Below are 14,404 nucleotides of genomic sequence, written 5' to 3' on the forward strand. Positions count from 1 at the left end.
TCGATCCGTTCGACCGCAGCGTTCACGGCATTGCCATCGCTGACGTCGAAAGCCGCGGTGAAGACCGTGCCGCCTTCGCCGCGCAATTGCGCTGCGGCCTTCTCCAGCTTGTCAGGGGAACGGGCATTGAGGATCACGCGGGCGCCCGCCCCTGCCAGGCCTCGCGCGAGTGCATATCCGATGCCGGCGCTGGAGCCGGTGAGGAGTGCGGTTCGGCCGGTGAGATCAAACGACTTGAGGACGGAGTGCACACGAATCTCCAACAGGAAAGGGGGTTTCGCCGAGCCAGCCCAGCACGGCATCGCACTGCGCCTGAATCGGCTGCAATGCATCTGTCCGGAACACGCCGGGCTCGCCGACGGGCGGCTCGAGCACTTGGAACTGGTTGTCCACGAGACTGGCCGGGAACAGATGCGCCGGGCGCGCAGCGACGCGGGCCTTGGATGCTTCGCGGCTGATTTCGAGGAAGACAATCTTCATTGCCGGCTCGGCGCTGCGCAGGCGTTCGCGGTAGCTGCGCTTGAGCGCGGAGCAGGTGAGCACCGTGTGGTCGGAAGCCGCGGACATCAGCGAACCGAGCTTGGCGATCCATGGGTCCCTGTCACGGTCCTCGAGGGCAATGCCTCGCCGCATCTTCTCCTGGCTCTCCGGCAGGTGGTAGTCGTCGCCCTCGATGAGCCGGCCTTGCAGGGCGCGCGCCAGCGACGCGGCGACGCTCGACTTGCCACAACCTGCCACGCCCATGACGAGTAGCTTGTGCGGCATCGTTCAGTTTTCCAGGACTTGCGGGTTGACGGGCGTCAATGGGCGCCCGGCGGCCGGGCCGAAGCCGAGCGCGGCGATCAGGTTGTCCGCCGTGAGTGCCGCCATGGCATGACGCGTGCGTACCGAGGCGCTGCCGATGTGCGGGGTCAGTACGACGTTTGGCACGGCAAGGAGATCGGGATGGATGCCGGGCTCGCCCTCGAACACGTCCAGGCCTGCTGCGGCGATCGTGCCATCTCGCAGTGCTTGCGCCAATGCAGCGTCATCGACGATGCCCCCGCGTGCGATGTTGGTAAGGGTCGCGGAGCGCTTCATCAGCGACAGCTCGGCAGCGCCGATCGCGTGGTGGGACGCGGAGGAGTAGGGCACCACGAGCACGAGGTGGTCCGCCTCTTTCAGCAGTGTCTGCCTGTCGACATACCGGGCCGCGCTTTTGGCTTCGAGCGCTTCGGGCAGGCGCGAACGATTGTGATAGATCACGTTCATGCCGAACCCGGCTGCGCCTCGGCGCGCAATCGCCTGTCCGATCCGCCCCATCCCGAGGATGCCCAGCGTGGCGCCATGCACGTCGCCACCGACGAACATGTCGTAGATACCGGTCTTGGTCCACTCGCCGCGGCGCAGGAAGCGCTCGGACTCTCCAATGCGGCGCGCGGTCGCCATCATCAGGGCGAACCCGTAATCGGCGGTGGTTTCGGTCAGCACGTCGGGCGTGTTGGTCACCAGCACGCCCCGTGCCGTGCAGGCGGCGACATCCACGTTGTTGTAGCCCACGCCGACATTGCAGACGGCCTTGAGTTGGGGACAGGCGTCCAGCAACGTGGCGTCGATGCGCTCGCTGCCAGTGCTCATCACGCCATGTTTGCCCTGGAGTCGGCGATTCAGTTCATCGGCGCTCCAGATGGTGTCCTCGGGGTTGTCCTCGACCTCGAAGTGCGTCCGGAGGCGGTCTGCAATGTCGGGAAAGGTGGCCCTGGTCAGAAGAATGGAGGGTCGCATTGTCTTTTCCCTCAGTTCGGGCAGCGCGCCTCGAGCGCATCGATGAACGACCGGTCCCAGCGGCCTTCCTTCATGGCGCGGATCGTCTCTGCTTCGGTGTCCAGATGGGCACGCGCTTTCTTGATGAGCAGTTCGGCCTCTTCCGGCGAAAACGCCATCAAGCCGTCCTGGTCACCCACCACGATGTCGCCCGGATTGACCACCATGCCGCCCACCGACACAGGAACGTTGATCTCTCCGGGGCCGTCCTTGTAGGGGCCACGATGGGTGATGCCGCGCGCGTAAACCGGAAACTCGCGTTCGCGGATCTCGGCCACATCACGGATCGCGCCATCCACGACGACCCCCCGGACGCCGATATGGGCTGCGTAGAAGGACAGGATGCCGCCGACAACGGCGTTGTTGAGGATGCCCCCGGCGTCGATGACCAGCACATCGCCGGGCCGGCAGAACTCGAGCGCACGCAGATAGGTCAGGTTGTCGCCACCGCGCGAGCGCGCGGTGACGGCAGTGCCCGCCATGGTCTGCGCGACAGGACGGTGGTAAGGGATGAGACCGGTGGTGCCGATGTTGCGATGCATGTTGTCGCTCAGCGCGGCGACGGGGATCTCGCGCAGGGCCTCGAGGATCTCGGGATCGACCTGCGCGGCCGACGGGTTCTTGCGGATGGCTTGGTATGGCATGGTGCTTCGCGGGTTCTTGGTTGGATGGCGGGACAGCGCGCGACGTGTTCAGTGCAGCTCGGCGACCGCACGGGCAATCCGTGAGCACCCTTCTTCCAGGATGTCGATGGAGGTTGCGATAGACAGCCGGAAGTAAGGTGAGAGGCCGTACGCTGTGCCGGCGACGGTGGCGACCCCGGCGCTTTCCAGCAGATACATGACGACATCGCCGTCTTCGCTCAACTTCTTGCCGGCCGGTGTGGTCTTGTCAATCAAGCCCGAGCAGTTGATGTACAGGTAGAACGCGCCAGGCGGCGTGGCGCAGCTCAGGCCGGGGATCGCGTTGATCAGCGCGAGCGTTCGATCCCGGCGCTGCTTGTACACAGCAACGCTCTCGGCAACGAACGACTGGTCCCCGTTCATCGCGGCGGCCGCGGCGGCCTGGCTGATCGAGCAGCAGTTGCCGGTCGACTGCGACAACAGCGTGTCCATCGCGCGAATCAGGTCGGCGGGACCGGCCACGTAGCCGATGCGCCAGCCGGTCATTGCATAGGTTTTCGAGACGCCGTTCACCACCAGCGTGCGATCCCGCAACTCGGGTGCCACAGCCAGGACATGTGGCGTCGTCTCGCCGTCGAAGCGGATGTGCTCGTAGATGTCATCGGTCATCACCATGACGTGTGGATGGCGCACCAGCACATCGGCCAGTGCGCGGTATTCGTCGGCGGTGTAGGCCGCGCCGGTCGGATTGCTCGGGGAATTGATGAGCAGCCAGCGTGTGCGCGCAGTGATGGCGCCCTCCAGTTGAGCGGGCGTGAGCTTGAAACCGTTGACCTCGGGGCAAGCGACGATCACCGGCTTGCCATCGCAAGCCAGAACCATGTCCGGGTAGGAGACCCAGTAGGGCGCAGGCACGATGACCTCATCGCCCGCCTCCAGCGTGATCGCGAAGGCATTGAAGATCGCGCTCTTGGCGCCATTGGTGGCGATGATCTCGTTCATCGCATAGGTCAAGCTGTTTTCACGCTGGAGCTTGCCTGCGATCGCCTGCCGCAGCTCGACCGTTCCTGCCATCAGCGTGTAGCGCGTGGCGCCCTTGTTCATCGCTGCGGCCGCTGCCTGGCGGATGTGCAGCGGCGTGTCGAAGTCCGGCTCGCCGACGACCAGGTTGACGATGGATTTACCTTGGCGACGCAGCTCGTTGGCGCGATCGGCGGCGGAGGTGCTGGGCGAGGGCTTGATGCGCCGTACGCGCTGTGCAATGCGGGAGGTGGTCATGACTTCCTGGAGTGGGATGGCAGGACCCTACGGTACGCAGATCGCGCTTTCGACGCCAAGACGAGATCGCTCTGGTCGTATAGGGAGAGCTTATGGAACCCCCTGATGACCCCCTCGCTTCGCCAGTGCTAGGCTCGACTTTTGCTTCGGAGGCCGGCGTGAACCTGCGGCGACTCAAGTACTTTGTCAAGATTGTGGACATTGGCAGCCTGACCCAGGCCGCCGAGGTGCTTTTCATCGCCCAACCGGCGCTGAGCCAGCAACTGGCCACGCTCGAGGGCGAGGTGCGGCAGCAACTGCTGGTGCGTACGAAGCGAGGGGTGACCCCGACCGAGGCGGGCAAGGTGCTGTACCGCCATGCACAGATCATCCTGCGCCAGTGCGAGCAGGCGCAAACCGACATGGAGGCCGCGGGGCAGGGCGTCTCGGGCCAGGTGTCGGTCGGTCTTGCTCCGGGCACCGCGGCGGCGGCGCTCTCGCTGCCCCTGCTGCGCACCGTTCGTGCGCGCCACCCGGGCATCCTGCTCTACCTCAATGAGAACTACGGCACCACGCTGAGCGAGCTGATCATGAACGGCCGCATGGACCTGGCCGTGCTCTATGGTGACAAGGCTATCCACGGGCTGACCTTCCTGCCGCTGCTCAAGGAGCCGCTGTATCTGGTCGGGCCGGCGTCGATCCCGGCGCCGGCTCAGCCGGTCCGGCTGGCTGATCTGCGGGAGATGGAGCTGTTCCTGCCGCGTCCCTACAACGTGGTACGCAAGCTGGTCGATGCGGCCTTCAGCAGGATCGGCGGCGCGCCGCGCATTGCGGCAGAGATCGAGTCGGCCTTCACGTTGACTGCGGCCGTGGCCGATGGACTGGGTGCCACGATCCTGCCCGCCTCGATGGCCCGCGAGGTGGTGGCCGCGTGTGGTGCCTGGCAGTTCCAGATCGTCGACCCTGTGATCGAGGCGCCTCTGGCGCTGTGCCAGTCGGACCACCTGCCGCTGTCCGAGCCTGCCCAGGCAGTGAAGGACATTCTGCTGGAGTTGGTCACGGAGCTGTCGAGCAACGCCGTTGCGAACGGCGGACCGCCGATCGCCACGGCGTCATAAGCGGGCCTTATCCCGGCACAGTCAATCCGTCTTTGGCTTTGCAGCCTTCGCGGGCTACCTTTCATGTCTGCCGTCACGTGTTCGCGGAATGCGTCGGCCACCAAGGAGATCCCGCCGTGATTCGGCGGGTCCGGCATGAACCAGGAACAAATTCGGATCCTCATCGAGGCATTGGCGGCATCGGAGCTGTCGGAGCTGGAGTACAGCGAAGACGGATGCACGCTGCGGCTCGTGAAGCAAGCGACTTCGAACTCTTTGACCCCGCTCAATCCGGTCGTCGATGGGGATTCTGCGGACGCGCCTGGAAAGGCGAACGACCGCCGCGATGATCACGGCGGGCTGCCTCGAGCAGACCCGTCGGGCGACGGCTCGGGCGCGAGCCCCATCGAGTGCCTCGCGCCGCTTTACGGCGTAATTCATCTCCAGCCCGCGCCGGGTGAGCCCTTGTTCGTGAAGCTGGGGCAATCGGTGCTGGCGGGGCACACGCTGTGCGTGATCGAGGCGATGAAGGTCTTCAACGAAGTTCGGGCAGAGACCGACGCGACCATCGCCGAAGTGCTCGTGCATTCGGGCCAGGAGGTCGAAGCCGGCCAGCGCTTGTTTCGCTTGGCCTGAGGTCGCCATGTTTGACACCGTTCTCATTGCAAACCGTGGCGAAATCGCATTGCGTATCTTGCGCGCCTGTCACGGCCTCGGCATCAAGACCGTGGTCGCGCATTCCGAGGCCGATAGCGACGCCGTTTATGTGCAACAGGCAGACCAGGCGCTGTGTATCGGGCCGGCCAGTCCTGGCCATAGCTACCTCAATCAATCGGCGCTGCTCTATGCGGCGGAGGTGAGCGGAGCGCAGGCGATCCATCCCGGCTACGGCTTTCTTTCGGAGAACGCGGGCTTCGTGGAAAAAGTCGAGCAGGCCGGACTTCAGTTTGTCGGACCGAGCGCCGCCTGCATTCGGGTGATGGGCGACAAGGTGTCGGCAAAGCGCGCAATGCGACGCGCCGGCGTGCCCTGCGTTCCGGGGCCCGATGATGGACTGCCCGACGATCCTCAGGCCGTCCGAGCACTTGCACTCGAAGTCGGCTACCCGGTGATCGTCAAGGCGGCCGGCGGGGGAGGCGGTCGGGGCATGCGCGTGGTGCGGGAGGAGGGCGAGCTGCTGGAGGCGCTCGCGCTCACACGGGAGGAGGCACGGCGCGCCTTCGGCAATCCGGAGGTCTATATCGAGAAGTTCCTGCTGCATCCGCGGCACGTCGAGATCCAGGTGCTTGCCGACAGGCATGGTCACGCCATCTGGCTCGGAAGCCGGGACTGCTCCCTCCAGCGTCGGCACCAGAAGGTGATCGAGGAGGCCCCAGCACCGGGGATCGACGAGGCGCTGATGGCGGAGGTCGGGGAGAGTTGCGCGGCGGCCTGCCGGCAGATCGGCTACTGCGGCGTCGGCACTTTCGAGTTTCTCTACGAGAAGGGCGCCTTCTATTTCATCGAGATGAACACCAGGCTGCAAGTCGAGCACCCGGTGACCGAGATGACCACCGGCATCGACATCGTGCAGCAACAGCTGCGAATGGCGCGCGGCGAGCGATTGACGATCACGCAGGCCGACGTCCTTTGTGCGGGACATTCGATCGAATGCCGCATCAATGCGGAGGACCCCAACAGCTTCGCTCCGTCACCGGGACGCATCACGGGCTGGCGCGTGCCGGGAGGCTTTGGCGTGCGCTTCGATTCGCACGCGGGGGTGGGCTATCGCGTTCCACCGTACTACGACTCGATGATCGGCAAGTTGATCGTGCACGGCGCGAGCCGCGAGGACGCGCTTGACCGCATGCGGCTCGCGCTGAGCGAACTGGAAGTCGAGGGCATCGCAACCAACGTAGCGCTGCATCGCGCGCTCCTTCAGGATGACGGCTTCGTCACCGGGGGGGTCGACATCCACCACCTCGAGCGCTGGCTGCAGCGCAGGAGCACGCAGTGACCCTCTCGACATCTGGATCGGCTCCAACGATGAGCCCGCTCGGCACCACTGCGCTGCTCTTCGAAGCGCCCGGCGCGATGGAGCTTGGTTCACAGCAGCGCATCTGGGCACTCGCGCAGGAGGTGGCCGCATGGCCCGAGGTGCGCGAGGCGGTCCCCGGCATGAACAACTTGATGCTGAGCTTCGTTCGTCCGCCGCGCGTGCTTGACGAGCTGAAGGCACGCCTGGCGGCTTCGTGGGAAGCCGTCACGCCGCTCACCCGCGAGGGCCGCATCGTCGAGTTGCCGGTGCGCTATGGAGGTATGGCCGGCCCACACATGGGGGACGTCGTTGCGCACACGGGATTGTCTGTCGAGGAGATCGTGGAGTTGCACAGCGCGCCGCTGTACTTGGTGTACGCGCTTGGCAGCCATCCGGGCTACTGCTATCTCGGCGGCATGGATCCTCGGATTGCAACGCCGCGGCGCCAGGTGCCGGTGCTCAGCATTCCGGGCGGCGCGGTATCGATCGGCGGCGCACAGACCGGGGTTTCGGCGTCGGCGGGCCCGAGCGGCTGGAACACCATCGGAAGCACCACCATGAGCTTCTTCGACCCGGGGCGAAACCCGCCAGCCACGCTGCAGCCGGGTGACCGCATTCGATTTCTTGTCGAAGGGATAGACGCATGATCGAAATACTTTCCAATGCGGCGCTCGCGACCGTGCAGGACCTTGGGCGCGTGGGCAGCCTGCGCTTTGGCGTCGGTACGGCCGGCGCCATGGACGATCTGGCCTTGGCCGCGGGCAACCTGCTGCTGGGCAATGACCCGGGTGCCGCGGGCATCGAGATCCCTGTCTTTCCATTCAAGGTTCGCTTCGCCGAAGACAGCATCTTTGCGTTGACCGGCGCGGATTGGGGCGCAAAGCTGGATGCCGAATCGCTGCTTCCGTGGTGGTCGCACCATGCACGCGCCGGTCAGGTGCTGACGCTGGGCGTCCCGCAGGGTAATCAGCGGGCGAGCCGCGCCGTGCTGTGCCTGCCGGGCGGAATCGACGTGCCGGAGGTGCTTGGATCTCGAAGCACGCAGCTGCGTGGCGCCTTCGGCGGCCATGCGGGCCGGGCGCTGCGCAAGGGAGACGTCCTGCGGGCCGCCGATCCGAAGCGCGCCTGCCGCACCGGCTTCGGGCTGGTGCCGCCATCCATCGCCTTGCCTCAGCAACGCGACGGAAAAGTCGCACTGCGGGTGCTTCCTGGCGCCGAGTACCTGGGTTTCGAGGCGACGTCGCGCGAGGCTTTTTGGGCCGGCGAGTGGCGCATCACGGCCCAGAGTGACCGCTACGGATACCGGCTGTCCGGCGCCGAGTTGAGGCCGCTCGCGCCGATGGAATTGCGTTCGCATGGCATCGTTCCGGGCGTGATCCAGGTGCCTCACAGCGGTCAACCCATCATCCAGATGCGAGATGCACAACCATCGGGCGGCTACCCTAAATTTGGCGCGGTGATCGAAGCCGATCTATGGCGTCTGGGCCAGGCGCCGATCGGCAGCCGAATTCGCTTCATCGAGACCACCTGGGAAGAGGCTGTGGCCGCGCTCGATGAGAAGGAAGGCTGGCTCGCGAAGGTGGCGCGCATGGTGGCGCTGCAACGCACCGCGCCAACGGGAGTCGCCGCGTGAAGAAGGCGCCCGACGAACTGCACCAGATCGCCCGCTGGATGGCGGCGTACGGCATCGGCTTTCTCGAGTTGCGTATGCCGGAGGCGACCGTGCGGCTGGGGAACGGCGGTCAACGCAACGATGATGCGCCGCCTCTGGACACCGTGACTTCCGCTTCGGTCGGAGTGTTCCTTCATGCACACCCTTGCGCCTCGGCGCCATTCGTGCGCGCCGGCACGCACGTACACGCCGGGAAGACGCTGGGACTGCTGCGCATCGGCGTTCTTCTGTTGCCGGTGACCGCCTCCAGAGCCGGCACCGTCGCCGCGCTGCGCGTGGAGGATGGCGCAACAGTGGGCTATGGCGCTGCACTGGTCGACCTGCACCCCCTCTGACATCCAAGGACGCTCTCATGGACATGGACCTGAACGCAGACCTCGGGGAGGGATTCGGCTGCTGGCGCATGGGCGATGACGAGGCTCTACTGGGCATCGTCTCATCCGCGAACGTCGCTTGCGGCTTCCATGCAGGCGACCCGCAGACGATGGACCGCACCGTGCGCACCGCACTGGAGCGCGGCGTCGACGTCGGCGCGCACGTCGGCTTTCCGGACCTGGTCGGTTTCGGCCGCCGGGCCATCCAGATGGACACGCGCGAACTCGTCGCGGCGGTCGTCTACCAGCTCGGTGCTCTGGCCGGCATCGCACGCACCGTCGGGCACCGCATGACGCACATGAGCTTTCACGGCGCGCTCGGCAACATGGCGGCGGCGGATGCGGAACTCGCGGCGCCGCTGGTGCGGGCGGTGGCGGACTTCGATTCGTCGCTCACGATCAGTTCTTCGGCCAGCCGGGCCATCGAGGATGCGGCGGATCGCTGTGGGCTGCGTATCCGCACTACTTTCCTGGCCGATCGCGCCTGTGATGACACTGGCCTGCTGGTCCCACGCAAGCTGCCGAACTCGGTGATCCACGACACGGATCAGGTGTTGGCTCGTGTGCGTCAATTGCTGGAAGAGGGGACCGTCACCACCTATACCGGCAACAAGATACCGATGCGCGTGCACTCCATCCTGGTCCACGGCGACACCCCGGGCGCAGTGACCCTCGCGCGCGGGGTGCGCGAGGTGGTCGAGGCGCACGGTTGCGTCGTTCCGATCTCGCGCCAGTCTGCTTGACGCAGCCCGTTGAAACGGCACGGACATGGTGCTTTCCCTAAGCCCACCTGCACCCTTCGAGGGCGACATAAGAGTGGCTTATCTCTCCACAGCCAATCCGTCTTGGCGCGACCGACGTGCGGTCGATACAGTGAATTCAAGCCGACGAAAAAGGGCCAAATAGCCACGGTCAAACAGGTCGCCCCTCTTCAGAAAGAAAGTGATCCCATGCCCTTCTCCGATTACAAGACCGCCCTCGTGACAGGGGCCTCCTCCGGCATCGGCGCCGCAGTCGTCGAGCGCCTTCGCAAGGAAGGCCTGGAGGTCCACGCGTTGGCCCGGAGCGGCGACAAGCTCAAGGAACTCGCCGCGCGCACGGGCTGCATCCCTCACGCGATCGACGTGAGCGACCTGGAAGGCGTGACCAGGCTCACGAAGGAGGTCAAGTTCGATGTGCTCGTGAACAACGCCGGCGTCGATCGCCCTGGCTCGATCCTGACGGCCGATGCCGAAGGAATCGACCTCCTGGTGGACGTCAACCTGCGCGCCGTGCTGCATCTCTGCCGCCTCGTCGTTCCGGGCATGGTGGCCCGCGACAACGGTCACGTCGTCAACATCAGTTCGATCGCCGCCGCCTACAACTTTGGCGGCAACAGTACCTACCACGCGACGAAGGCCGCCGTCAGCATGCTATCGAGCCAGTTGCGCGTGGACTGCTTCGGCAAGCGAGTGCGCGTGACCGAGATCTGCCCGGGGCGGGTCGCTACGGATATCTTCGCGCACGTTCATGGCGACTCCGAGGAGACGCGCAAGCGCTTCGTCGATGGCTACGAATTGCCAGAGGCCCCGGACATCGCCAGCGCCATTGCTTTCGCGATCGCGGCACCTGTCGCTGTGAACATCGGCCACATGGAGATCACGCCCACGCTGCAGGTACCCGGCGGCCTTTCCACCGCCAAGCCGGAGATGGTGCGGGCCTGACCAAGCCGCCTGTCCAACGAGAGGACCTCATGAAGGACTTCGACCTCTTCGCCATCCTGCTGAAGCCCGATTTCGGCGCCATGCTCCTGCATGGATTGGCGCTGACCCTGAAGATCGCACTCGGCTCATGGCTGCTCGCGATGTCGATGGCCATCCTTCTGCTGGTGGTCCGTCTCGGCACCAACCGCGTGGCGGAGCGCGTGGTAGCAGCCTATGTGTCTTACCACCGCAACGTGCCGACGCTGGTGCAGCTGATGCTCTGGTACTTCGGCATCTTCAGCCTGTTGCCTGACGCCGTTCAGGCCTGGCTGTCAAACAACAACGCAGAGGCACTCATTTCGGTGGTCGCGCTGGGCCTTTGCCAGGCGGCCTACTTCAGCGAAGACATGCGTTCGGGGCTGCGTGCGATTGCGCCGGGACAATCGGAGGCAGCGCGTGCACTCGGCCATGGCTACTTCGGTGCAATGCGGCATGTCTTGCTGCCACAGGCGGTGCGCAACGCCGTACCCGCGCTCGTGAACCACAGCGTGTCGCTGTTCAAGAACAGCAGCCTTGCGATGGCCATCGGCGTGGCGGAACTGACCCACGCGGTCAAGGAGATCGAGAGCCAGAGCTTCCGTACCTTTGAGACCTACAGCCTCGCGACGGTGATGTATCTGCTGGTCTCGCTGCTGATCATGGCCGTCGGCGCGGCGATCTCGCGGCACTATCGCACTGCCGCGGCGAGGTAAGGCACATGTTCGGCATCTTCGACATCCTGCGCGACAACTGGCTGCTGCTTCTGGTAGGTCAATATCCGAACGGGCCGCTGGGGGGGATATGCGCCACCCTCATTCTCTCGGTGCTCGGCATTGTGCTGGCGTTTCCTGTATCGGTGGCGCTCGCGCTGGCACGCCTGTCTCCCTGGCGCGCGCTGCGCTGGCCTACCACTGTGCTCGTGTACGTCGTGCGCGGTGTGCCTCTGCTGATGGTCATCCTGTGGGTCTACTTCCTTCTGCCGCTTCTGACCGGAACGGAGATCTCTGGCTTCACGACCATGCTGTGCACGCTGGTTATCTATGAAGGCGCGTATTTGTCGGAAGTGGTCCGCGCCGGCATCCAGGCCCTCCCCAAGGGACAGACGGAAACAGCCCGCGCGCTGGGCCACAGCCACCTGGGCACCATGGCTTTCGTGATCCTGCCCCAAGCCCTCTACAACATGCTCCCGAGCATGCTCAGCCAGTTCATCTCCACCATCAAGGAGACCACGTTGGGCTATGTCATCAACGTGCAGGAACTCACCTTTGCGGCGAACCAGATCAACAACCAGCTGCTGACCAAGCCGTTCCAGGTCTTCTTCATCCTCGCGATGACCTACTACGTGGTGTGCTTCAGCCTCACGCAACTCGCGCAATGGCTCGAGCGGCGCGTCGCCCACAAGCGCCTTGGAACGACAACCCCCGCCACTTCGGAAGACGACCCGCCGCTGCCCTCGGTAGCAGCCAATCCGTGACACCGCGATTCGACGGTGAACCCTATGCCAAACGGAGACAAAACCATGGATTCTCTTGAACACAAAGCTGCTGAGCTCAAACCGCCGGGCGAGGACGACACCATGATTCTGTTTTCGAACATCAACAAATGGTATGGCGAGTACCAGGCCCTGACGGATGTGAACGCCGAGGTCAAGAAGGGGGAGGTGGTCGTGGTCTGCGGTCCTTCGGGCTCCGGTAAGTCGACCCTCATCCGCACGGTCAACCGGCTCGAGGAAATCAGGTCCGGCCAGTTGCTCTTCGACGGCCATGACATCCATGCGCCGATGAGCGGCAATGCACTCAACAAGCTGCGCAGCCGCATTGGCTTCGTCTTTCAGAGTTTCAACCTTTTCCCGCATCTCTCCGTGCTCGACAACATCGTGCTTTCTCCCGTGCGCGTGCTGGGTGTCAGGCGCAGTGATGCCAAAGTCCGGGCCGGCCAGTTGCTGGAGCGCGTGGGCCTGTCGAACAAGGCCAATTCATATCCAGCGCAACTGTCTGGCGGTCAGCAGCAACGCGTCGCGATCGCCCGCGCCCTCGCGATGGAGCCGCCCGCGATGCTCTTCGACGAGCCGACCAGTGCGCTCGACCCGGAGATGGTGGGAGAGGTGCTCTCGGTCATGCGAAGTCTGGCCAATGACGGCATGACCATGATGTGCGTCACCCATGAGATGAACTTCGCGCGCGAGGTGGCTGACCGGGTCTGGTTCATGGACGCCGGCCGCATCCTCGAAAAGGCCGACCCGGAAACCTTTTTCACCCGGCCCCAGCATCCGCGCGCACAGCGCTTCCTGTCTGACCTGCGTGCGCATTGACCGCCGGACCTATTCGCTCTTTCACGCCTGAACATCTTCCAGGAGTTTCCATGCCCAAAACCAACGTCACCCGTCATGCCGCTCTCACCGCGGTCCTCTGCGCATGCTCGCTCGCGGCACAAGCCGACCAGTGGGCCGAGATCAGTGCGCGCAAGGAACTCAAATGCGGCACCTTCGCCGACGTGCCGCCCTTCGCAGCGCCGGACCCCAAGACGCGCGAGATGGTGGGTCATGACGTTGACCTCTGCAACGCGATCGCGAAGGAACTCGGTCTGACGGCCAAGGTCACTCCGTTGTCGGTTGAAGCGCGGGTGCCGGAGGTCAAGCTCGGCCGGGTTGACGTGACCATTGCCAACCTGGCCTATACGAAGAGTCGTGGCGAGCAGATTCAGTTCAGCGATCCGTACTACGTCGCGAAGGAAATGCTGGCGGTGAAGGCTTCGGACCCAGGCACGACCAAGGCCGACTTCAAGGGCAAGCGCTTGAGCTCGACCAAAGGCTCGACATCGGAGCTCTCGATCAAGATGAATGGTTCCGACCCGGTGACGTTCCAGGATACCGGGTCCGCTTTCATGGCCGTCCAGCAGAACAAGTCGCAAGGCATGGTGGCAAACACCATGACCATCACGAAACTGGTCAATCAGTCGAAGAGCGAGGGCGTCGCACTCAAGATGATCAAGGAGCCGATGGTCTTCCAGCCCGTCGGTGTCGGAATGAAGAAGGACGAGCCCGTGCTGCTGGCCAAGGTGAATGAAGCGCTCTATTCGTTGGAGAAGAAGGGCGAGTTGGACAAAATCTGGAACAAATGGCTAGGCCCGAACACCGAGTACAAGATGACTCGCGAGGAAAAGGTCACACCACTTTCCGACCTGAAGTTCGAGCTTCTTCCTTGACTGTCGAAGTTCAGCCTTCCCCGCATAAGGCGCAAGGCGTTCGAGGTCAGAGCCCTCCGCCTCGGCAGTGATCGGGCCGACGGTCAGCGTCAACAGACTGCAGAGGCATCCCATTGCAATCAACAGGCAGAAAAACAACGTTGTCGTTTCCGCTCCCGTGCGCAGGAAGATCCAGAACGATACGAAGGCACCTACTGCTGACAGAAGCATGACGGGCTTTCGGCCGATGCGGTCCGACAGCGCCGGCAAAGTCAACGCGCCGATCGCTCCCCCGAAACCAAGCGAAGACAGCACAAAGCCCATCTGGTCCATGCCGAGGTGCAGATAGTCGACGAGATAGCTTGGAAAGAGTGCCGCGACAACGACGATGCAGGTCGGCCAGAACAACTGACAGAGGACCGCGAGTGGCACGTTGCGGTACCTGAAGACCTCGTGCCAGCAATGCTGCCCGGCGTCATGCGTCATGCGTCATGCTGTGAGCGGCGATCTGGCGCGGCGAAGACTGGCGCAGGACCTTCTGCGACAGCATCGCCACAATGAGTCCGGGAACCGCGACAAGCAGAAAGATCCCATTCATAGCCTTTGGGCCGATCGGAATCCGAGTCGGAGGCTGCGGGCGTGGCGGCGGCTGCGATG

The 14,404-nt window shown here is 64.4% G+C and carries 18 protein-coding genes; 12 read left to right on the forward strand and 6 right to left on the reverse strand.

Going from position 1 to position 14,404, the window contains the following annotated elements; genetic code table 11:
• The 5 genes from AC1DMA_RS29190 to AC1DMA_RS29210 all read right to left on the reverse strand — a co-directional run.
• Nucleotides 1-251: SDR family NAD(P)-dependent oxidoreductase (locus AC1DMA_RS29190; protein ID WP_478146340.1), on the reverse strand; the 251-nt coding region annotated here is incomplete at its 3' end.
• Nucleotides 226-765 (reverse strand): gluconokinase, encoded by a 540-nt coding sequence (locus AC1DMA_RS29195; protein ID WP_478146341.1) that lies wholly within the window; start codon nt 763-765, stop codon nt 226-228. The genes AC1DMA_RS29190 and AC1DMA_RS29195, both read right to left, overlap by 26 nt.
• Nucleotides 766-768: 3 nt before the next feature.
• Nucleotides 769-1,764: a 2-hydroxyacid dehydrogenase gene (locus AC1DMA_RS29200; protein ID WP_478146342.1), complete on the reverse strand. Its 996-nt coding sequence runs from the start codon at nt 1,762-1,764 to the stop codon at nt 769-771.
• Nucleotides 1,765-1,775: 11 nt separating this feature from the next.
• Nucleotides 1,776-2,447 (reverse strand): RraA family protein, encoded by a 672-nt coding sequence (locus AC1DMA_RS29205; RefSeq protein ID WP_478146343.1) that lies wholly within the window; start codon nt 2,445-2,447, stop codon nt 1,776-1,778.
• Nucleotides 2,448-2,495: 48 nt separating this feature from the next.
• Nucleotides 2,496-3,704, reverse strand: a complete 1,209-nt coding sequence (locus AC1DMA_RS29210; protein WP_478146344.1) for an aspartate transaminase — start codon at nt 3,702-3,704, stop codon at nt 2,496-2,498.
• A 158-nt stretch (nt 3,705-3,862) separates the two neighbouring features.
• On the opposite strand from AC1DMA_RS29210, the gene nac reads away from it, so the two are divergent.
• From nac to AC1DMA_RS29270, 12 genes are all read left to right on the forward strand, one after another.
• A complete protein-coding gene (nac, locus tag AC1DMA_RS29215) occupies nt 3,863-4,801 on the forward strand; it encodes a nitrogen assimilation transcriptional regulator NAC (protein WP_478146345.1) in 939 nt (312 codons plus the stop codon).
• A gap of 135 nt (nt 4,802-4,936) precedes the next feature.
• Nucleotides 4,937-5,416 (forward strand): acetyl-CoA carboxylase biotin carboxyl carrier protein, encoded by a 480-nt coding sequence (locus AC1DMA_RS29220; RefSeq protein ID WP_478146346.1) that lies wholly within the window; start codon nt 4,937-4,939, stop codon nt 5,414-5,416.
• A 7-nt stretch (nt 5,417-5,423) separates the two neighbouring features.
• Nucleotides 5,424-6,776 (forward strand): acetyl-CoA carboxylase biotin carboxylase subunit, encoded by a 1,353-nt coding sequence (accC, locus tag AC1DMA_RS29225; RefSeq protein ID WP_478128768.1) that lies wholly within the window; start codon nt 5,424-5,426, stop codon nt 6,774-6,776.
• A gap of 29 nt (nt 6,777-6,805) precedes the next feature.
• Nucleotides 6,806-7,444: a 5-oxoprolinase subunit PxpB gene (gene pxpB, locus AC1DMA_RS29230; protein WP_478128807.1), complete on the forward strand. Its 639-nt coding sequence runs from the start codon at nt 6,806-6,808 to the stop codon at nt 7,442-7,444.
• Nucleotides 7,441-8,430 (forward strand): 5-oxoprolinase subunit C family protein, encoded by a 990-nt coding sequence (locus tag AC1DMA_RS29235; protein ID WP_478146347.1) that lies wholly within the window; start codon nt 7,441-7,443, stop codon nt 8,428-8,430. Before pxpB ends, AC1DMA_RS29235 begins: the two co-directional genes overlap by 4 nt.
• Nucleotides 8,427-8,804, forward strand: a complete 378-nt coding sequence (locus AC1DMA_RS29240) for an acetyl-CoA carboxylase biotin carboxyl carrier protein (protein ID WP_478128770.1) — start codon at nt 8,427-8,429, stop codon at nt 8,802-8,804. The genes AC1DMA_RS29235 and AC1DMA_RS29240 overlap by 4 nt, the downstream gene beginning before the upstream one ends.
• Nucleotides 8,805-8,821: 17 nt before the next feature.
• Nucleotides 8,822-9,586, forward strand: a complete 765-nt coding sequence (locus AC1DMA_RS29245) for a LamB/YcsF family protein (protein WP_478146348.1) — start codon at nt 8,822-8,824, stop codon at nt 9,584-9,586.
• A 207-nt stretch (nt 9,587-9,793) separates the two neighbouring features.
• Nucleotides 9,794-10,546, forward strand: a complete 753-nt coding sequence (locus AC1DMA_RS29250; protein WP_478128772.1) for an SDR family oxidoreductase — start codon at nt 9,794-9,796, stop codon at nt 10,544-10,546.
• Between the two features lie 29 nt (nt 10,547-10,575).
• A complete protein-coding gene (locus AC1DMA_RS29255) occupies nt 10,576-11,277 on the forward strand; it encodes an amino acid ABC transporter permease (RefSeq protein WP_478128773.1) in 702 nt (233 codons plus the stop codon).
• A 5-nt stretch (nt 11,278-11,282) separates the two neighbouring features.
• A complete protein-coding gene (locus AC1DMA_RS29260) occupies nt 11,283-12,038 on the forward strand; it encodes an amino acid ABC transporter permease (RefSeq protein WP_478128774.1) in 756 nt (251 codons plus the stop codon).
• Between the two features lie 102 nt (nt 12,039-12,140).
• Nucleotides 12,141-12,875 carry an amino acid ABC transporter ATP-binding protein gene (locus AC1DMA_RS29265; protein ID WP_478128808.1) on the forward strand — a complete coding sequence of 245 codons (735 nt, stop codon included), beginning with the start codon at nt 12,141-12,143 and terminating at the stop codon, nt 12,873-12,875.
• A gap of 50 nt (nt 12,876-12,925) precedes the next feature.
• Nucleotides 12,926-13,768 (forward strand): ABC transporter substrate-binding protein, encoded by an 843-nt coding sequence (locus AC1DMA_RS29270; RefSeq protein WP_478128775.1) that lies wholly within the window; start codon nt 12,926-12,928, stop codon nt 13,766-13,768.
• Here AC1DMA_RS29270 and AC1DMA_RS29275 read toward each other — a convergent pair.
• Nucleotides 13,685-14,233 (reverse strand): MFS transporter, encoded by a 549-nt coding sequence (locus AC1DMA_RS29275; RefSeq protein ID WP_478146349.1) that lies wholly within the window; start codon nt 14,231-14,233, stop codon nt 13,685-13,687. The genes AC1DMA_RS29270 and AC1DMA_RS29275 overlap by 84 nt on opposite strands.
• Nucleotides 14,234-14,404: the final 171 nt, after the last annotated feature.

This window comes from Variovorax sp. 05N34, from assembly GCF_056397405.1.